Here is an 18,659-nt window from a genome sequence, read left to right as displayed (position 1 = left end):
TCATCGATACACGCGAGGCACCCGGGTGTTGATGCTGACCAGGATCTCGTGGGGGATCGTGCCCGCCCACGCCGCGAGCTCTTCCACCGTGATCTCGTGATCGCCGTCGCGCCCGAGCAGCACGACCTCGTCGCCGTTGTACGCGGTGCCCCAGCCGATGCTGACCATCAGCTGATCCATGCACACGCGTCCGACGACCGGGTGTCGCGCACCGCGCAGGATCACCTCGGCGCGGTTCGAGAGCGCGCGCGTGTAGCCGTCGCCGTAGCCCACCGGCAGCGTCACGACGCGCGTCATGTCCGAGGGCGTCCACGTCGAGCCGTAGCTCACCGAGTGCCCCGGCTTCACGACCTTGAAGTAGACGACGCGCGTGACCCATCGCAGCGCGCCCCGCACCGGGACGAGGTCGGGCACGAAGGGCGAAGGGCGCGCGCCGTAGAACAAGATCCCGGGGCGCACCATGTCGAAGTGGCTCTCGGGCAGCGCGAGGATCGCGCCCGAGTTCGCGGCATGGCGGATCGGCGGCGCGATCGATCGGCGCTCGTAGAAGCGCAACACCTCGTGGAAGCGCTCGAGCTGCAGGCGCGCGTGTCCGAGGTCGCCCTCGTCGGCGTTTGCGAAGTGCGTGAACACGCCCTCGACGTCGACGTGACGGCACCCGAGCGACGCATCGAGCAGGCCCTCGGCGCTGTACCAGTGCACGCCGATGCGCTCCATGCCGGTGTCGATCTTCAGGTGCACCTTGGCGCGCACCTTCTTCGACTCGGCGCACGACTCGATCGCGCGAAGCTTGTCGATCGACGACGCGCAGAGCGTGAGGTCGTGGTCGAGGAAGAGCGGGATCTGCTCGCCCACGATCCCGCCGAGCACGAGCACCGGCATCCGCACGCCCTCTTCGCGCAGGCGGATGCCCTCCTCGAGGTACGCGACGCCGATCATCGGCGCGCCGATCGACTCGAGCGTGCGCGCGACCTCCACGAGGCCGTGGCCGTACGCGTTGGCCTTGAGGATCGGCATCACGCGCGCGGCGCCGACGTGGGCCTGGATCGCGCGGTAGTTCGCGACGAGCTGCGCCAGATCCACCTCGAGGTGGGTGGGGCGCAGCTCGCTGCTCGCGATGGTGGGCTCGTGGAGACGCACGCGGTGAATGACGGCTCAGGGCGCGGGCGCGCTTCCCGGTGCGGGCTCGGCGGGCGCTCCTTCGGCGGGCGCTGCGCTGCCCTCGGCCGGCGCTGCGCTGCCCTCGGCGGGCGCGTCCTCGGCCTGCTGCTCCTCCATGCGGCGCTCGAGCACGTCGCCGCTCTCGACCGTCAGCGGGGCCTCGCCGGTGAGCGCCTTGATCTGCGCCGCGATCGAGCAGTCGTGCGCGCCGCCGCTGCGCATCTGGGGGTGGCCGTCGGCCGGCGGTGCGGGCGGCACTCCGTCGAAGCGCAGCCGCACCGGGAGCAGGATCCCGCGCGCCTGCACCCGCGCGCGCAGCAGCTGGCGCTCCTCGCGCAGGTCCCACAGGAACACGTCCACCGGCTCGTCGCGCCGGTTGTCGGCCTGCTGGACGACGAGCAGGAAGTACTGCGCGCCGAGCAGGCTCGCGACCACCGGCACGTCGACCTCGATGTTCCGCGCGAGCTGCTCGTCCATCACGCGCAGCCGCATGTAGTCGCTCGTCGCGCGCGCCTCGTCGCGCCACTCGGGCGACAGGAACGAGCCGGTCTCGTAGAGCCCGCGCGCCGACGCCGGAGCGATGCCGAGGCAGCGCGTCAGCGCGTCCTGCTCCATCGCCATCGCCGCCTGTGCGATGCCCTCACGGCTCGACGCCTGCTCCGAGGTGAGGCGCAGATAGATGCCGTCCCCCGAGTGCAGCCCCGAGATGCGCAGCCGCGGATCGACCCAGCGCTCGGGCTCGCCCGCCTGCGCGGCCTCCATCGTCCACTGCTCGATGCGCTGGCGGAACCCGACGTAGCGCTCCGAGAGCGAGCTCAGGTGCTGGTCGTAGGTGTCGAGCACCTGCGTGCGCATCGCGTCGGCGCGCTGTCGCTCGCGCACCTGATAGGCGCCCACTCCGAGCGCGATCATCCCGCCGAAGATCACGATCCACTTCCACGGGATCCGCGGCATGTACGAGGGCCGCCCGAGCAGCTCGTCGGGCTCGGGCCGCGCCGGCTTCAGTGCGGGCTCGTTCGGATCCTTCTCGTCGCTCATGTCGAGTGCGCCCTCTATAGCCGAAAATACTGCAGCCCAGAAAACAGCGCGGGCCCCGAGCACTAGTGTGCGCGGGGCCCGTCGGGTTCCGTCGGAGTGACTGTCTAGTCGGCCAGGGGGTCGACAGGGGGGCGCGTAGCCCCCCGGGGACAATCAGTCTCCACCGGCCTGGTTCACGGCGAAGCTGATGTTCGTGTAGCCGGCCTGGGCCGCCGAGAACATCACCTTCTTGATCACGCGGAAGTCGATCGAGCGGTCCGCCTGCACGATCACGGTGCCCGGGAAGGGCTCGCGAGCGTGGAGGATCGACCAGTTGCGGCGCAGCGTCTCGAGGTCCGAGACGAGCTGCTCGATGCGCTCGAGGCCCGCGTTCGCGGCGAGCGTCGGCGTGTCCGCCATGCGGCGGCCGTCGAGCGTCACGACGCGCGCGTCGATCGCGACGATCGGCGCGAGCTCGAGGTCGATCGCGTTGGTCGCGTTCGGCATCACGAGGTTCGGGCGCTGCGAGAGCAGCTCACCGCTCGCGCTGAACGACGAGAGCAGGAAGACGACCAGCGTGATGAGGAAGTCGATGAAGGGGACCAGCGGGATCTGCGAGTCCATCGACTTGCGCCCGCCGCCCGCCACCTTGCTGCGGACGAACTTGAGCGGGACGTGGTGGAGAAGGACTCGGTCGGGCTTGTGAATCGGCATGACTCGTTCCTCTTCAGCGCTCGCTCAGAGCGCCGCTCCATCCGAAAGGGACACGTCCTCGAAGCCCTGGCCCACCGCGAGATCCATCGCCGCGATGACGTCCTCGTAGAGAACGCCGTCCTCGGGCGCGACGATCAGGTCGCGACGGTTCGGCTCCGCGGTGCGACGCTCGGTGAGACGCGTGCGAAGCGTCTCGAGGTCGTACTCACCGCTCGCCTTCGGGATCTCGATGCGCTCACCCGCGGTCGACGCGATGGTGAAGCCCGCCTGCGTCACCTGCAGGTAGAGGCGGATCGTCTCCTCGGGAGGAGGCTGGTCGGGCTGCGCGGCCTGACCGGGGACCTGCTGGTTCGCGTCGAGGCGCGCCAGGCGGTTCCACACCGCCGTGACGAGCAGGAACATGACGCAGCAGAGGAGCAGATCGATGAACGGGACGAGCGGGATCTCGGAATCGACGCTCTTCTTCCCGCCGTGACCACCGCCGACGCTAATGCCACCCATCTTGGTCTCCGCGCTTCGGTTCTGGGGCGAGCGAAACTACTACGAACGATCTCGGAGCGTACGAGTCGGGACCTCGAGTCCCGGGAACGAAGAAGGGCCGCTGCCTCGCGTGAGATTTCGCGGCGTTAGTCCGCGAACTAGCGAGCGGAGCGGCCCTTCCGTGTTCCCGAGAGGCCCCGTGCTCGAGATCAGGCCGCCTGCTGGAGGCCCTGGAGGTTGATCTTGGAGCGGTTGTTCACGACCAGGTTCATCACCTGGACGGTCGCGCCGTTGATGTCGTCGAGGAGGCCCTGCGTCTTGCCGTTGAGCACGGCGAAGCCGATGAGCGCGATGATCGCGGCGAGCAGACCGAAGGCCGTGCAGTTCATGGCCTCCGAGATACCGCGGGCGAGCATCGTCGCGCGGCTCGCGGCGTCGGCGTTCGCGACCGCGCCGAAGGCGGCGATCAGACCGGTGACGGTGCCGAGAAGACCCGAGAGCATCGCGAGGTTCGCGAGCAGCGCGAGGTAGCCCGTGCGGCTCTCGATCTTCGGGAGCTCACGAAGCGCGGCCTCGTCCATCGCCGCCTGCACTTCCGAGTCGGGGCGATTGACCTTCATGAGACCCGCCTTGACGATGCGGGCGAGCGGCGCGTTCGCAGCCGAGCAGAGCTTGATCGCGCGTCCGATGTCGCCGGCGAGGATGCACTTCTGCATCGTGGCGAGGAAGACGTCGCGGTTGATCGAGCTGCGGTACAGGTAGATCGAGCGCTCGATGATGATGCCGATCGCGATGATCTGCCAGAAGAGGATGGGGTACATGCCCCAACCGCCCTCTTCGAAGTGGTGCGCCAGCGTTGCCATGGTGCCTTTCTTCCTCCTGGGGGCCTCTCGTGGATGCTGCGGTCTCGACTTCGCGAGCTCGCTAACACAAGCAATGTTTCGAAGCGAAAAGCGCAGCTTCCTACGGGAACGGCGAGCGATGATACAGGCCCGGGTATTGAGGTCAAGAGTGATCTCGATCCGCTTTCCCGGGCGTTTGTGGGGGTGTTCGACACGCGTGCGAGTCGGTCCTTAGAGGTCGATTTGCACGATTCGGTTCCGTCGAAGATCGATCGCCGTCGTGGTGTCCGCGATGACGGCGCGCACACGCCCCGGCCACCGAGGCGCGAGATGCGATCGCCCGCCGTCCGATCGGCCTGGACGCGTCATCGAGGCCTTGCGCGCGACGGCCCGATGCGTTGACAATCCGAGCCCAGCTACAGTAGCTTCGCGCGGCGTTCGTAGAGTCGCGCGTCGATCCTCTCCGACCACGCACCTCGCTGCACGCACGATCTGGGAAGTGGTGCACAGCGAGCGCTAGCCGCGCTGCCTGACGATAGGAAGAACAGCGCAAGGAAGCTCAAGGAGCCCCGCAAGATGGAAGCTATCTGGCATGCCCTCCGTGATGGCGCGCCGTTCTCGTTCATCAACGTCGCCGTCCTCGCCATCGTGCTGGCGATCATCGCGGAGCGCTTCGTCTACATCCTGACGAAGTACCGCGTGAACTCGCGTGAGTTCATGGCGCAGATCCGGAAGCTGGTGCAGGCCGGGAACATCGATCGCGCGATCAAGCTCTGCGAGGCAGCGCCGCTGCCCCTGCTGCAGGTCGTGAAGGCGGGCCTCACGCAGGTGAACCGCGGCGACGAGGCGGTCATCGCGTCGATGGAAGAGCGCTGGGCGGAGCTCCACCCCGAGCTCGAGAAGCGCATCGGCGCGCTGTGGACGCTCGCGAACATCGCGACGCTCGTCGGTCTGCTCGGCACCATCTCGGGCCTCATCCGCGCGTTCGGCGCGCTCGGCTCGGCGGCTCCGGCGCAGCGCGCGGCGCTCCTCGCGGCCGGTATCTCCGAGGCCATGTGGAACACGGCGCTCGGGCTCGGCATCGCCGTCATCTGCATGACGTTCCACCTGTTCCTCCACAGCCAGGCGAAGAAGATCAAGCAGGACATGGAGCTCTCGACGATGAAGCTCGAGAACCTGCTGATGCAGAAGGGCCGCTGAGGCGCGCCGCTCGCTCCACTGAGGAAAGCGCATGGAGCTGACGCCGCGCCAGCAGGCTTACGTCCGCAAGCGGACGAAGCACGACGAGCCCGATCCCAGCGAGGTCGCGGGCGAGCTCAACATCGTTCCGTTCCTCGACATCGTCGTGAACCTGATCCTCTTCCTGCTCGCCACGTCGGCGCAGGTGATGATCGTCGCCGAGCTCGACGCGCACCTGCCGTCGCTCTCGCGCGGTCGTCGTGCGTCGAGCTCGACGGAGCAGGGCAGCACGCTGAACCTCAGCGTCACGATCGCGGAGAGCGGCATCATCGTCTCGGGCTCGGGCGGCAAGCTCGCGCCGGGATGCACGCAGATGCAGTCGGGCCGCGTCATCACGGTCCCGCGCGGCGGGGACGGCACGTACAACTGGCGCGCGCTCACCGAGTGCGTCGCGCGGGTGCACTCGCAGTTCCCCGACGAGGATCAGGTGATCCTCAGCGCGGATCCGAGCATCGAGTACGAGCACATCATCCACGCGATGGACGCGGTGCGCGCGCAGGGAACGGACCCGCTGTTCCCGAACGTGATGCTCTCCGCGGGCGTCAGGTGACCTGAATGGCCTCCGAATCGAACACGCCCAGCGGCGGGCACGGCGAGAAGGCCACGATGGCCCAGGTGAAGGGCCTCGTGCGGCGCAAGCTGCGCAAGGTCCCGCCGCACGAAGAGCAGAGCCTGAACATCTATCCGATGATGGACATCATGACCATCATCCTGGTGTTCATGATCATGCAGGTCGCGAACGAGACGGCGAACATCTCGCAGAGCGACGAGCTGCAGCTCCCGTGGACGACGTCGACCGAGCAGCTCACGGAAGCGCTCGCGATCCAGATCTCGCGCACCGAGGTGATCGTCGATGGTCGTCCGGTGGTGCAGCTCCGCAACGGCACGGTGGACCCGAGCCAGAAGCAGGGCGGCGCGAACGGCTTCCTGATCACGCCGCTGCTCAACGAGATGCAGCAGCACCGCGATCGCCTGAAGCTGATCGCGCAGCGCAACCCGCGCCGTCCGTTCACGGGCGAGGTGCAGATCATCGCGGATCGTCGGACGCCGTTCCGGACGCTGAGCGAGATCATCTACACGATCGGTCAGGCCGAGTTCGCGCACATGCACTTCGTCGCCCTCGAGGAGACGCAGGGCGGCGGCGGCGGGCACTGAGAGCGCGCGACCGAACGAGCGAAGCGGAGGCCGGTGCGAGCGATCGCACCGGCCTTCTGCGTTTCAGCGCGCGTCGACACGCACGACGACGCTCATGACGACGCGCGCGTCGGTCGGATCGGGGTCGGGTCGTACGTCCGAGCCGATCACGTGCACGGGCAAGCGCGCGCTCGCGACGCACGCGTCGAGGGTCCCTGCCGTGTCGACGATCACGCCCCCGGCATCGGAGACGCCGAGCACGATGATCACAGTGCACGCACCCGCGTGTCGACCACGCCGGCACGCTCGGGCTCCTAGAGGCGCGCGAGCTGGGCGCGGGCGTCGGCGTTGCGGGGATCGATGCGCAGCGCCTGCTCGAACGACTGGCGGGCGCGGGCGCGATCCCCGGCGGCGGCGAGCGCGCGGCCGAGCGCGACGTGGTAGCGCGCGTTGCGCGGCTCGATCGAGATCGCCTGGCGATAGGCCTGCACCGCGCCCGCGGTGTTGCCGGACTGCATGCGCGCGGCGCCGAGCCCCGACCACACGCTGGCGTCGCGAGGACGAATGCGGCTGGCGCGCTCGTAGGCGCGGGCGGCGTCGGCGTAGCGACGCGCCTGGAAGGCGGCGCGCGCTTCGTTGCGGAGCTGGTCGAAGTCGCCGCCGCCGCTCGATGCGGTCGACGAGGAGCCGACCGACGATGCGATCACCGGGCGCGCGGCGGGCGCTTCGGCGTGCGAGGAGCCGCCCCGCGAGCGGCGGCGATCGCGACGGGACGAGCGCGCCTCGGGCTCCGACGTGCGGGCGGGGGGCGGCGTGGGCTCGGGCGCCGCCGCGGGGGCAGGCTCGGGCGCCGCGGCAGCGGGCTCGGGCTCCGGCTCGGGGGCGACCGCGACGGGCTCGCTCGGGGCCGCTTCGGCGGCCTCGGGAGGCGGCTCGGGGGCCGGAGCCTCGACGACTGCCGGCGGCGTCGGGGGCGGCGCTGCCGGGGCGCTGGGAGCCGCGCTGGTGGGGGTCGCCGCGGCGGGCGCGACGGCGACGGGCGTGGGAGGGGGCGCGGCCGGCGCCGACACCGTGGTGGGCTCGGTCTCGCTGCTCGAGAAGAGGTAGCTGCCGAGGAGCCCGGTCGCGCCGGCGATGACGCAGAACGCGACGATGACGAGGTAGGGGGTCGGGCGCTGGCGCAGCCCGGGCACCGCGGCCAGCTCGCCCGTGGTGAGCGCCGAGACGCTCGCGGAGCTGCTCGCGCTCGACGGCTCGGGGCTCGCGGCGATCGGGAGCTCGATCGTGGGGACCGGGGCGTCGTCCTCGGGCGCGTCGTCGTCGCCGCCGAGCGCTTCGTAGCTGTCCCTCGGCTCGGGCGCTTCGGGGACGGCGGGCTCCTCGGCTTGCGGCGCGGGCTCGATCGCGGCGGGGGCTTCGGGCGTCTCGGCGGGCGGAGGAGTGGCGTCGACGGCGGTCGGCGCTGCCTCGGCGGTGGGAAGGACTGCCGCGCCGTTCTTCGGCTCGGGCGCCTTCACTTCGGGCGTCTTGGGCTCGGGCGTCTTGGGCGGCGGTGCCTTCGCGACGATCGGAGCCGGGAGCGGCTCGGGCGCCGGCATGCCCACCGCGGTCCGCACCGCTGCGTTGCCCGGCGCGACCGGCCGGATCGCGTAGGGCAGCGGCGGGGTGCTCTTCGGGCGCGGCGACTTCGCGCCGGGCGCCGGCGGCGGCGCCGAGCGCGGGGTCGGACGCGCGATCCGCAGGTCCGCGGGCGTCAGCGGCGTCGTGGGATCGGCGTCGCGTCGGAACGGCGGCGGCGCGCCGCTGCGCGACGTCTCGGCGCGCGATGCACCGAGCACCTGCTCGGCGCGCGCCAGATCGAGCGGCGTGAGCTCCTGCGTGCGATCCGCGCTCTTCGCGAGCACGCGCTCCGCCTGCGCGAGATCGAGCGGCGTGAGCTCCTGCGTCGGCTCCGCGCGGTTCGCGAGCACGCGCTCGGCCTGCGCGAGATCGAGCGAGGTCAGCTCCTGCGTGCGATCCGCCGTCGGCTTCGGCAGCGCGATGCCCACGAGCGTCTGCTTGCGCGTCGGCGGGCGCAGCGTGCCGCTGCCCTTGGCGCTCGGCGTCGCCAGGTGCTCGCCGATCGCGAACTCCGCCGTCGCCTCGCGCTTCGTGCTCGTCGCGTCCTGCGGGAGGAAGGGCTCGAGCGTGCGCCGCACCTGCTGCGCCGAGAACGGGCGATCGCGCGGCTCCTTGAGCAGCAGCTGTCCGATCAGCGCGGCGACGCCCGAGGGCAACGAGACGCCGATCTGCGGCGCGCTCTGCGAGCGCTGCGCCTCGAGCACGTGCTCGGTCGTGCCGCGGAAGACGGGCGTGCCCGTCAGCATCTCGTGGATGACGCAGCCGAGCGAGTAGAGGTCGCTGCGGAAGCTGACGAGCTTGCCCGAGACGTGCTCGGGCGAGACGTAGCCCGGCTTGCCCGTGACCTCGCCGGCGCCCGGGATGCGCATCGCGATGCCCGCGTCGATCAGCGCGATCTTCGGCACGCCGCTCGGCTGCGCCTGCACGAGCACGTGCGAGGGCGAGAGATCGCGCATCAGCAGCCCGGCGCGATGCAGATCGTCGAGCGCGCCCGCGACCTGCGCCGCGACGGCGAGCGCTTCCGGCACCGTCAGCGCGCCCGAGCGCGCGAGGCGCACCGAGAGCGAGACTCCGTCGATCCACTCGCGGAAGAGCCAGATCAACGAGTCTGCTTCGCCCGTCGCGAGCGGCGGCACGAGCGCGGGATGCGTGAGCGTCGCCTGCTTCACGAGCTCGCGCTTGAGGCGGCTGCGCTCCGAGACCGTCCACGCGGTCGCGCCGCGCAGCAGCTTGAGGAGACCGCGTCGTCCGGTCTGCTTGTCGTCGGCGAGGTAGAGCGTGCCCGAGTCGCCGTCGGCGAAGGGCTCGACGATCGTGAAACGCGCCGCGACGGCGGGCGGGATGGGGTGCGGCTCGCGCGACAGAGGCGTCTGCCCATCGCGCGGGCAGACCGCCTCGCCCTTCGCGAGGACGATCCGGCAGAGCGGGCAGACGAGCATGGTAGCCAGGACGAGACTACGGGGCACACCACGGGAGATCAACGATTCGCGCGGGAACGCACGCGACGCGCGCACGGTGGGAGCACGCACGAAAATCGATCACACCCGCCCAGGCTGACGGCCGTCACCCCACCGCCCGCCGTTCCGCCACGTGAGCACGCGAAATCCGTTGTGATCGCGTGATGGAGCACCGGCATCGAGCGTGAAGAGAGGGCGCGACATGCTCTCGCGCGTCCACGCTGGTTGCCTCGTCGGCATCGAGGCCCGTCCCGTCGAGGTCGAGGTCCACCTCGGAAAAGGGCTACCGGGGTTCGATCTCGTCGGTCTCCCGGAAGCGGCGGTCCGCGAGAGCCGCGTGCGAGTGCGCGCCGCGCTCGCGACGAGCGGGTTCGAGCTGCCGCCGCGGCACGTGGTGCTGAACCTCGCGCCGGCCGATCTGCGCAAGCGCGGTGCGAGCTTCGATCTCGCGATCGCGATCGCGGTGCTGAGCGCGAGCGGGCTCTGCGCGCCGAACCTCCTCGACGAGACGCTGATGGTCGGCGAGCTCTCGCTCGCGGGCGAGCTGCGCATGGTGCGAGGGATCTTGCCGCTCCTGCAGCTCGCGCGTGCGCTCGGGCTCTCGCGCGCGATCATCCCTGCAGGGCACGCGGCCGATGCGCGGCTCGTGCCCGGGCTCGAGGTGCGTGCCGCGCGATCGCTCGGCGACGTCGTCGCGTTCCTCGGCGCGACCGGCGATCTGCCGCGCGTCGACGGCTCGCCCGCGCCGCGCGCGACGCGCGATCCCGACGAGCCCGATCTCGCCGAGGTGCGCGGTCAGGACGGTGCGCGCCGCGCGCTGGAGATCGCGGCGGCGGGTCATCACGACGTGCTGCTCATCGGTCCGCCCGGCGCGGGCAAGACGATGCTCGCGCGTCGCTTGCCCGGTCTGCTGCCGGCGCCGAGCGACGACGAGCGCGCGGAGATCGCGACGATCGCGAGCGCGGCGGGGCTCGATGGGTTCGACGGAGGTGCGCGCCGTCCGTTCCGCGCGCCGCACCACACCGCGAGCGCAGCGTCGTTGATCGGCGGCGGCGATCCGGTGCGTCCCGGCGAGGTCACGCTGGCGCACGGCGGCGTGCTGTTCCTCGACGAGCTCCCGGAGTTCGCGCGGCCCGCGATCGAGTCGCTGCGCACGACGATGGAGTCCGGCGTCGCGGTCGTGGCGCGCGCGAGAGAGCGCGTGAGCATGCCGGCGCGTCCGCTGGTCGTCGCGGCGATGAACCCGTGCCCGTGCGGCTTCTCGGGCGAGCCCACGCGCATCTGCTCGTGCACCCCGAGCCGCGTCGAGCAGTACCGCTCGCGCGTCAGTGGTCCGCTGCTCGATCGCTTCGATCTCCACGTCGCGCTGCCGCCGGTGCGGCTCTCCGAGCTCGGCGATGCGGCGCCCGGCGAGGCGAGCGCGGTGGTGCGAGCCCGGGTGATCGCCGCGCGCCAGCGTGCGATCGCGAGCGGGGACGTGCTCGGCGTGAAGCCCGCGAACCCGTCGCGCCTGCTCGACCGCGATCTCGCCACGCTGACGCCCGATGCGCGCACGCTGCTCGATCTCGCGGGCGAGCGCCTCGGGCTGAGCATGCGCGGCTTCTCGCGCGCGCTGCGCGTCGCGCGGACGATCGCGCACCTCGCGGCGGCCGCTCGCGTCGAGGCACCGCACGTCGCGGAAGCGCTCCAGTACCGGCTGCTCGATCGCCGCGTCGCAGGCGCGCCGGCAGTGCGAGCGAGCTGATTCTCGCGAGCGAATCGTCGCTCGCGCGTTCGTGAACGAAAGAAGAGGAGAAGAGAGATGACGTCGATGAAGGAGAAGCTGAAGGCGGTGCAGCAGGCGGTCAGCGCCATCGAGAAGCAGTTCGGCAAGGGCGCGATCATGGCGCTCGGCGAGCCGCGCAACATCGAGCCGGTCGCGGTGATCTCGACCGGTGCGCCATCGCTGGACGCGGCGCTCGGTTGTGGTGGGTATCCGCGCGGTCGTGTGATCGAGGTCTACGGTCCCGAGGCGAGCGGCAAGACCACGCTCACGCTGCACGCGATCGCCGAGTGCCAGCGCGCGGGCGGCATCGCGGCGTTCGTCGATGCCGAGCACGCGCTCGATCTGCGCTACGCGGCGCAGCTCGGCGTGCAGACCGAGAACCTGCTCGTGTCGCAGCCCGACAACGGCGAGCAGGCGCTCGAGATCGCCGAGACGCTGGTGCGCAGCGGCGCGGTCGATCTCGTGGTCGTCGACTCGGTCGCCGCGCTCGTGCCCAAGGCGGAGATCGAGGGCGAGATGGGCGATCAGCACGTCGGTCTGCAGGCGCGCCTGATGAGCCAGGCGCTCCGCAAGCTCACCGGCATCACGCACCGCACGGGCGCGACGATCATGTTCATCAACCAGCTGCGCATGAAGATCGGCGTGACCTTCGGCTCGCCCGAGACCACGACCGGCGGCAACGCGCTGAAGTACTACGCGAGCGTGCGCCTCGACGTGCGGCGCATCGGCCAGGTGAAGGTCGGCGAGGACATCACCGGCCACCGCACCAAGGTGAAGGTCGTGAAGAACAAGCTCGCGCCGCCGTTCCAGGTCGCCGAGTTCGACATCCGCTACGGCGTGGGCATCGACGCGACCGCGGACCTGCTCGACCTCGCGGTCACGCACGGCCTCGTCGAGAAGAACGGCGCGTACTTCTCGTTCGGCGGCCAGAGCCTCGGCCAGGGCCGCGAGAAGGCGCGCATCGCGCTCTGCGAGGACGCCGCGCTGCGCGCGACGATCGCGAACGCGGTGCACGCCGCGCTCGCGGGCGCGCCCAAGGGCGCGGGCACGCCCGACCTCGAAGAGGCCGTCGCGTGACGGCGCGAGTGCGCGCGCTGCCGAAGGTGCCGCGCCCGGCGCGGGATCAGGCGGGCGAAGCCCTGGCTCAGGTGGAGCGCGCGACCCACGCGCTCCACGTCGAGCTGAAGGACGAGCTCGCGAGGATGGCGGAGCGTCAGCCCGAGCTCTCGGTGTGGCTCACCACCGCGCTGTGGATGCTCGAGATGGCGGCGAAGGATCTGATCGCGGAGCCCGATCGTGATCGTCGTCGCGCCGGCGTCGCGGTCGCGCAGATGCACGCGATGCGGGTGTCCGCCGGGCTCGAGCTCGCGTCGGCGATGGGCGTGCTCGACGCCGATCCCGACACGTTCGACCTGCGCTTCGCGTCGATCCTCGCGAAGCTCGAGCGCGCGCGATCGTGAGCGCGATCCGGGACACGAACCGCGCGGTTCGTGTCCCGGACGGCTCAGAGCTCGAGCGCGATGTCTTCCTGGGGCGGCGGCGACTGGCCGTCGAAGAGCACCTGCACGCCGCCGGGATCCACCGCGCTGGGCGGCTCGCCCACTGCGTCGATCGTGGTCGCGTAGTCGCGGCCGTCGACGCCGATCGAGCTCGGCGGGTCGTAGATGCCGTTGCCGTTGGTGTCGATCCAGATCGCCACCTCGTAGCGCTCGCGGAGCTCGATCAGGTTCTCCTCGCGACGCACCAGCATGTCGTTGGTGTCGGGCACCGCGCCGAGCACGTAGACGAGCACGGTCTCGAAGCCGCCCTCTTCGAGCGGTCGCCTCACGTGCACTTCCATCCGCCGACCGGCGAACTGCGACATGTTCCCGAACGCCGCGCGCACCGGCAGCGCACCGCGCGGCAGCGGGGCGTCCTGCGCGAGGTCCACGAAGTCGACGTCGTGCTGGTAGGAGACCGTGCCGTCGGCCTGGAGCATCAGGCGCCACTGGTGGTCCTCGCAGCCCTCGGGCGCGCGCGGACACGGGTCGTACATGCGGTTGCCGTTGAGGTCGGCGACGAGATCGACCTCGTGGTTGCCGTCGAGCACCGTGCACGGCAGCGCGATCTGGAGGTTCGCCTCGCCGAGCGGATCGAGCACTGCGCGCGCGATGATGCGACGCACCCGCGCCGGTCCCGCGCCCTCGATGCGCACCAGGTTCGCGACCGTGAGGTTGTCGAGGTGCGCGTTCATGTCGGTGAGATCGAGCCGCATGTCGACACGCGACGCGGCGAGATCGTTGCCGCACACCAGCGGCTCGGCGCGCTCCTCGAAGTCGCCCGAGGTGATCGCGGTGCAGCCCGGCCCGACGCTCGCGATCGCGAGCACGATCGTCACGAAGCGAAGCAGACGCGTCATCGTCAGAAATCCCCTCGCACCGCGACGAAGCAGCCCTCGCCGGTGCACGCCGCGCTCACCGGCGGCGTCTCGATCGCCTCGGTGCGCGGCCCGAGCACCAGTCCGAGCACGAGCCCCGCGACCGCGGCCGCGGTGCCGGTCACCAGCAGCACGTCGGTGGTGATCGCGAGCGCCTCGATCGTGCTCTGTCGTCCCTCGACGTCGCTGCCCGCCGGGCAGAGCTGCAGCGGGCACTCGTCGTCGAGCGCGCTGCGCTCGCTCAGCGCGACCGCGCCGGTGACGATGCCCGCGACGACCAGCGCACCGCCGCTGCCCATCACGATCCACGGCCACGTCTCGCCGGGGACCTCGCGATAACGCGGCCGCCCCGCCTCTTCGGCCTGACGCCGCGCTTCTTCGGCCTGACGTCGCGCCTCTTCGGTCTCCGCCGCCGCGCGTGCGTCGGACTCGCGACGCTCCGCGAGCCCGCGCTCGAGCGCTGCGAGGCGTGCCTCGAGCAGCGCGCGATCGGGGATCTCCTCGACCTGCGCGAGGTATCCGCGCAGCGTGCGGATGGCGTTCTCGTCGTCGCGCGCGTCGCGGTACGCGAGGTACGCGTTGAAGAGCAGCTGCCCGCGCCCCGAGAGCCCGTACGCGCGCTCGAACTCGCTCGCCGCCTCCGCGAAGCGGCCCTGCTCGTAGTACTGGCGACCCAGCCGGAACGCGCCGCGCGCGCGCTCGTCGTTCATGTCGCCCTCGGTCGTCGTCGCCTGCGACATCGACTCGCCGCCCCCCGTGCCCTGCGGTGGTTGCGCCGACGCACGCGTCGGCGGCGCGAGCGCGCACGCCGCAGCGATCAGTGCGCTCGCCAGCAGGGTCCCGCGTCGTCGTCGATCCAAAGCTCCTCCGTGCTCCGCGATGGCTCGCGCGATGCTACCGCAGACCGACGCGAGCGACCGCATTCCCCGCCCGAACGTACGAGTGGCCGCGCGAGACGGATCACTCGGGCCCGGGGCAGGTCCACTCGACGCCGACGCGTGTGAGCAGCGGTGCGCCCAGGCTCGCGCTCACCGCGAGCGTCACGCGCACCTCGAGCACCCCGCCTTCGGGCAGCGTGAGCGGGAAGGGCGGGTCGTCCTCGGGGATCGCGCCCAGCGTCGTCCATTCCGCGCTCGCGAGGGACGCGACGTCGGCCGCGTGACGCACCTCGATCGTGATCGTCCCGTGCGTGCCGGGATCTCCCGCGACGTGCACGTTCGCCCAGCGCGTCGCCACCTCGGCGCCGCATCCGTCGAAGACCCGCCGTGCGCTCGCCTCGGGCACCGGCGCACCGAAGAGCTGCTGCCCTGCGAGATCGCCCTGGGTGTGCGGCGTCGCGCCGACCGGCACCTGCGCGTCGGCCATCGCGCGCTCGACGTCGACGCGCGTGACGACGCCGAGGCCCGCGCCTCCTCCGCCTCCGCTCACCGTCCACACGTGCCCGAGCCCGTCCGCGCCGACGCCGATCGAGTCGACCGGCGCGATGTCGTCGATCGCGAGGGTGCGCGTCGCGAGCACGCGAAGCGGATCGACCGAGAGCCGCGAGACGCGCCCGCCGGTGTGCGCGACCCAGAGATCCGCGCCGTCGAACCCCGCGCCGCGCGGCGACGGCTCGGTGTGGATCGTCGACCATCGCGACGTGCGCGGATCGTGGATCGTCACCGCGTCGCACGAGAATCCGGTCATCGCGATGCGACCCTCGCCGTCGATCGCCATGCCGTAGAGCAGCCAGCACGAGAGCGGCACCTCGAGGATCTCGACGGTCGGCGGATCGGCGCTCGGATCGATCCGCGCGAGCAATCCATCGCGCGCGATCGCCCAGAGCCGGCCCCAGGGATCGAACGCCGCGGAGTAGGGCGCGAACCCCGGCGTCTCCACGCGCTGCAGGACCACGCCGCGCAGCCCATCGATCTCGACGAACGCCTGTCCGTCGTGCAGCCCGACCCACGCGTCGCCACCCGACGCGCCATCGAGCCCGCGATCGCCGTCGATCGCGAGCGCACGCGCGACCTCGCGCGCATCGCCGACCGCCGCGCTCGCGAGCACGCACTCGTCGCCGCCCCACGCGCGCACGTCCTCGGGCGACGCCGAGCTGTCGATCATCCCGCTGTCGTCGCGATCGACGCACCGCGCGCGCTCACCCGCGACGCGCACGACGCTCGAGACTCCGTCGAACGCGCGGTTCGCGACCCACGCATCGCCGTTCCAGTCGACCGCGACGCGGCTCGGCTCGAGCGCGACCGACTCGCGATCCCCGGTCAGATAACGTGCGGTCTCGCGCGCCTCGAGCGCGTCGATGCGCGAGACCGTCGCCTCCGCGCTGTTCACCGCCCACACCGTCGCGCTCGATCGCTCCTCGCGCGCGAGCGTGAGCTCGCCGAGCCTCGTGATCGCGAGCCCCGCGCCCGCTTCGTCGAAGGGCTCGCCCCACAGCTCGCCGGTGCACGACGCCGTGCATCCACCACACGGGCTGCGCACACCTTCGTCGGTGAGCCCGTCGCAGTCCTGATCGCGCTCGTCGCAGCGCTCACGCGACGGGCCCTGCGAGCCCTCGCAGAGGCCCCAGTGCTGCGCGACGCAGCGGGTGCGCCCGGCGCGACACTCACCGACGCCGGCGCGATCGCTCGGACCGGGGAAGCAGTCGGTGACGCTGCCGATCAGGCACGGACAGCCGGTCGCGGTGGGATCGGCCGCGCAGTCGGGCGGAGGCACCGCGTCGCAGTCCTCGCCCCGCGCAGCGTTCGTGTCGTCGCAGTCGGGCCCGGCCTCGCAGTGGGCGCCGAGGCCGTCGAGGTCCTCGTCGACGCATGGTGGCGAGCCGTCGCACCCCACCGCGAGCACCAGCGCGAGCACGCGCGCGAGGTGTTGGCTGGCTCGCGGACCGACCGCCGCGATGTGACGCATCGCGGAGGAGCATAGCGCCCGGACGTCTTGTCCGCGCCGACCTCGGCCTGCTACGACGGCGCGGTGAAGGTCGTCCTCACCGGGGCCACCGGGTTCATCGGCGGCGCGATCGCGCGCCGGCTCCTCGATCGCGGTGACGAGCTGACCGTCCTCGTGCGCGACGCGTCGGCGGCATCGGCGCTCGCGGCACGCGGCGCGACCGTGACGGTCGGCTCGCTCCTCGATCCCAACGCGATCGCCCGCGCGTCGCGCGGCGCCGACGTGCTGGTGCACGCGGCGGGCATCCCTTCGCCGCGGGCCTCGGCGCGCGCGCTGCGATGGACGCTGGTCGCGGGGACCGAGAACGTGCTCTCGGCCGCGCGTCACGCCGGTCTCGAGCGTGTGGTCACCATCTCGAGCGCCGACGTGACGCTCGCGAACGTCGACCGCGTGCACTGGGACGAGAAGCGCGATCTCGCGCAGCTTCCGATCGGAGAGCGGGCGCGCGCGCTGCGCCTCGCGGAGGAGATCGCGCTGAGCACGAGCGACGCCGAGCTCGCCGTGACCGCGATCCGCCCCGGGTGGGTGTGGGGCCCCGGTGATCTCTCGACGCTCCCCGAGCTGGTGCGTGAAGCCCGCAGCGGCGGGATCCGCATGTTCGGTGATGGTCGCAACCTCGTGGCCACGACCTACGTCGAGACGCTCGCCGACGCGGTGATCGCCGCGGCGCGCGCGCCCGGTGCGCCCGGGCAGGTGTACTACGTGGGAGACCCGGAGTTCCTCGAGCTGCGCGAGTTCCTGCAGGTCCTGTCGCGCACGCTCACGTTGCCGGGGCCGCGCTCGGGGCCGCCCTTCGCGCTGGCGTATCCGCTCGCGGTGGTGCGTGCCGGGCGCGGCGGCGCGACGTTGCCCGAGGAGATCCTGCGACGTGCGCGCAGCACGCTCTTCGACGTGCAGAAGGCGATCGCGGAGCTCGACTTCCGCGCGACCATCACGGTGGACGAGGGGATGAAGCGCCTCGCGACGTGGGTGAGCGAGCTCGGCGGGCTCGAGGCGATGCTCGCGCAGGCGAGGCCGCTCCCCGACGACGCGACGCTCGAGCGCGAGGCGAGCGCGGCGGGCGCGTGATCGCTCTTGCCCCCGCGCGCGGGCCGTACTACGAAGGGCGCTCCGAATTCGTTCGGCCTGTGGCCTCGCCAACGCTGGCCCGTCAACCCTGCCAGGCCCGGAAGGGAGCAACAGTCGCGGTGACCAGCGTGTGGCGGGGCCCTCTGTTTTTCTGAGGAGGGGGCCCCCCGACGCTGCGGTGGTCGCGGCTGGTCGGGGTGGGGTGCCGCGGCGAGCCGATCTCGGCGGGTGAGGTCGTGCCCCTCGGCGCGTGGGGCCCCAGCCCCACGCGCGATCTCGGGCGGCGGCCTGGTCGGTGAGCGCTGGCCGGAGCCGCGTCGCTTCGCTCGCGGGGGCGCGTCGCTTCGCTCGCGGGGGCGCGTCGCTTCGCTCGCGGGAGCGCGTCGGTTCGCTCGCGGGAGCGCGTCGGTTCGCTCGCGGGAGCGCGTCGCTTCGCTCGCGGGAGCGCGTCGGTTCGCTCGCGGGAGCGCGTCGGTTCGCTCGCGGGAGCGCGTCGGTTCGCTCGCGAGTGAGCGCGTCGGTTCGCTCGCGAGTGAGCGCGTCGGTTCGCTCGCGAGTGAGCGCGTCGGTTCGCTCGCGAGTGAGCGCGTCGCTTCGCTCGCGGGAGCGCTCGTGCGCCTGAATCTGCTCGTCGTGCTCTTCGCGTGTCCGCGTGGCGCGACGTGCTGTTCCGGACCCCCCAAAGCGTTTCGGGGCTGAGCGATGTCTCGCTCAGCCCCGAGAACGGAGCCAGGAGGATTCGAACCTCCGACCCCCGGTTCCGTAGACCGGTGCTCTATCCAGCTGAGCTATGGCTCCAGAGA

At 71.7% G+C, this 18,659-nt stretch carries 17 protein-coding genes, 1 tRNA gene and 1 other RNA gene; 8 read left to right on the top strand and 11 right to left on the bottom strand.

Going from position 1 to position 18,659, the window contains the following annotated elements:
• The 5 genes from alr to I5071_RS30715 all read right to left on the bottom strand — a co-directional run bounded on the left by alr (position 1) and on the right by I5071_RS30715 (position 4,235).
• Entirely contained in the window at positions 1–1,140 is a 1,140-nt protein-coding gene (alr, locus tag I5071_RS30735; RefSeq protein WP_236516817.1) for an alanine racemase, read from the bottom strand.
• A gap of 15 nt (positions 1,141–1,155) precedes the next feature.
• Positions 1,156–2,199 (bottom strand): hypothetical protein, encoded by a 1,044-nt coding sequence (locus I5071_RS30730; protein WP_236516816.1) that lies wholly within the window; start codon positions 2,197–2,199, stop codon positions 1,156–1,158.
• A 153-nt stretch (positions 2,200–2,352) separates the two neighbouring features.
• The gene (locus I5071_RS30725) at positions 2,353–2,892 is read right to left on the bottom strand and encodes an ExbD/TolR family protein (RefSeq protein ID WP_236516815.1); all 540 of its coding nucleotides are present in this window, start codon (positions 2,890–2,892) and stop codon (positions 2,353–2,355) included.
• Positions 2,893–2,916: 24 nt separating this feature from the next.
• A complete protein-coding gene (locus I5071_RS30720) occupies positions 2,917–3,393 on the bottom strand; it encodes an ExbD/TolR family protein (protein WP_053230779.1) in 477 nt (158 codons plus the stop codon).
• 188 nt (positions 3,394–3,581) lie between these two features.
• Entirely contained in the window at positions 3,582–4,235 is a 654-nt protein-coding gene (locus I5071_RS30715) for a MotA/TolQ/ExbB proton channel family protein (RefSeq protein ID WP_236516814.1), read from the bottom strand.
• 555 nt (positions 4,236–4,790) lie between these two features.
• On the opposite strand from I5071_RS30715, the gene I5071_RS30710 reads away from it, so the two are divergent.
• The 3 genes from I5071_RS30710 to I5071_RS30700 are packed head-to-tail and all read left to right on the top strand — an operon-like array spanning position 4,791 to position 6,608.
• On the top strand, positions 4,791–5,414 hold the full coding sequence (locus tag I5071_RS30710) for a MotA/TolQ/ExbB proton channel family protein (protein ID WP_083457095.1): 624 nt from the start codon (positions 4,791–4,793) through the stop codon (positions 5,412–5,414).
• A 31-nt stretch (positions 5,415–5,445) separates the two neighbouring features.
• On the top strand, positions 5,446–6,003 hold the full coding sequence (locus I5071_RS30705; protein ID WP_236516813.1) for an ExbD/TolR family protein: 558 nt from the start codon (positions 5,446–5,448) through the stop codon (positions 6,001–6,003).
• Between the two features lie 5 nt (positions 6,004–6,008).
• Positions 6,009–6,608 (top strand): ExbD/TolR family protein, encoded by a 600-nt coding sequence (locus tag I5071_RS30700; RefSeq protein ID WP_236516812.1) that lies wholly within the window; start codon positions 6,009–6,011, stop codon positions 6,606–6,608.
• A gap of 63 nt (positions 6,609–6,671) precedes the next feature.
• On the opposite strand, the gene I5071_RS30695 is transcribed toward I5071_RS30700, so the two are convergent.
• Positions 6,672–6,848 carry a hypothetical protein gene (locus I5071_RS30695; protein ID WP_236516811.1) on the bottom strand — a complete coding sequence of 59 codons (177 nt, stop codon included), beginning with the start codon at positions 6,846–6,848 and terminating at the stop codon, positions 6,672–6,674.
• Between the two features lie 53 nt (positions 6,849–6,901).
• Complete coding sequence (locus tag I5071_RS30690; protein ID WP_236516810.1) at positions 6,902–9,646, bottom strand: serine/threonine-protein kinase; 2,745 nt, start codon at positions 9,644–9,646, stop codon at positions 6,902–6,904.
• A 220-nt stretch (positions 9,647–9,866) separates the two neighbouring features.
• Here I5071_RS30690 and I5071_RS30685 point away from each other — a divergent pair, with 220 nt between their 5' ends.
• The 3 genes from I5071_RS30685 to I5071_RS30675 are packed head-to-tail and all read left to right on the top strand — an operon-like array spanning position 9,867 to position 12,889.
• Positions 9,867–11,408 (top strand): YifB family Mg chelatase-like AAA ATPase, encoded by a 1,542-nt coding sequence (locus tag I5071_RS30685; RefSeq protein WP_236516809.1) that lies wholly within the window; start codon positions 9,867–9,869, stop codon positions 11,406–11,408.
• Positions 11,409–11,465: 57 nt separating this feature from the next.
• Positions 11,466–12,506 carry a recombinase RecA gene (gene recA, locus I5071_RS30680; protein WP_236516808.1) on the top strand — a complete coding sequence of 347 codons (1,041 nt, stop codon included), beginning with the start codon at positions 11,466–11,468 and terminating at the stop codon, positions 12,504–12,506.
• On the top strand, positions 12,503–12,889 hold the full coding sequence (locus I5071_RS30675; protein WP_236516807.1) for a hypothetical protein: 387 nt from the start codon (positions 12,503–12,505) through the stop codon (positions 12,887–12,889). Before recA ends, I5071_RS30675 begins: the two co-directional genes overlap by 4 nt.
• A gap of 44 nt (positions 12,890–12,933) precedes the next feature.
• On the opposite strand, the gene I5071_RS30670 is transcribed toward I5071_RS30675, so the two are convergent.
• From I5071_RS30670 to I5071_RS30660, 3 genes are all read right to left on the bottom strand, one after another.
• A complete protein-coding gene (locus I5071_RS30670; protein WP_236516806.1) occupies positions 12,934–13,827 on the bottom strand; it encodes a hypothetical protein in 894 nt (297 codons plus the stop codon).
• A 2-nt stretch (positions 13,828–13,829) separates the two neighbouring features.
• On the bottom strand, positions 13,830–14,705 hold the full coding sequence (locus I5071_RS30665) for a tetratricopeptide repeat protein (protein WP_236516805.1): 876 nt from the start codon (positions 14,703–14,705) through the stop codon (positions 13,830–13,832).
• 100 nt (positions 14,706–14,805) lie between these two features.
• Positions 14,806–16,749, bottom strand: a complete 1,944-nt coding sequence (locus tag I5071_RS30660; protein WP_236516804.1) for a hypothetical protein — start codon at positions 16,747–16,749, stop codon at positions 14,806–14,808.
• Positions 16,750–16,776: 27 nt separating this feature from the next.
• On the opposite strand from I5071_RS30660, the gene I5071_RS30655 reads away from it, so the two are divergent.
• Positions 16,777–17,856 carry an NAD-dependent epimerase/dehydratase family protein gene (locus tag I5071_RS30655; protein ID WP_236516803.1) on the top strand — a complete coding sequence of 360 codons (1,080 nt, stop codon included), beginning with the start codon at positions 16,777–16,779 and terminating at the stop codon, positions 17,854–17,856.
• 54 nt (positions 17,857–17,910) lie between these two features.
• An RNA gene (gene ffs, locus I5071_RS30650) (signal recognition particle sRNA small type) lies at positions 17,911–18,008 on the top strand.
• Between the two features lie 572 nt (positions 18,009–18,580).
• Here ffs and I5071_RS30645 read toward each other — a convergent pair.
• Positions 18,581–18,654 (bottom strand) — tRNA-Arg (locus I5071_RS30645).
• Positions 18,655–18,659: the final 5 nt, after the last annotated feature.

The organism is Sandaracinus amylolyticus (assembly GCF_021631985.1).
Taxonomy (GTDB): Bacteria; Myxococcota_A; Polyangia; order Polyangiales; family Sandaracinaceae; genus Sandaracinus; species Sandaracinus amylolyticus_A.
The sequence above is the reverse complement of the archived record's forward strand: the minus strand, read 5'-3'. Positions and strand labels throughout refer to the sequence as shown.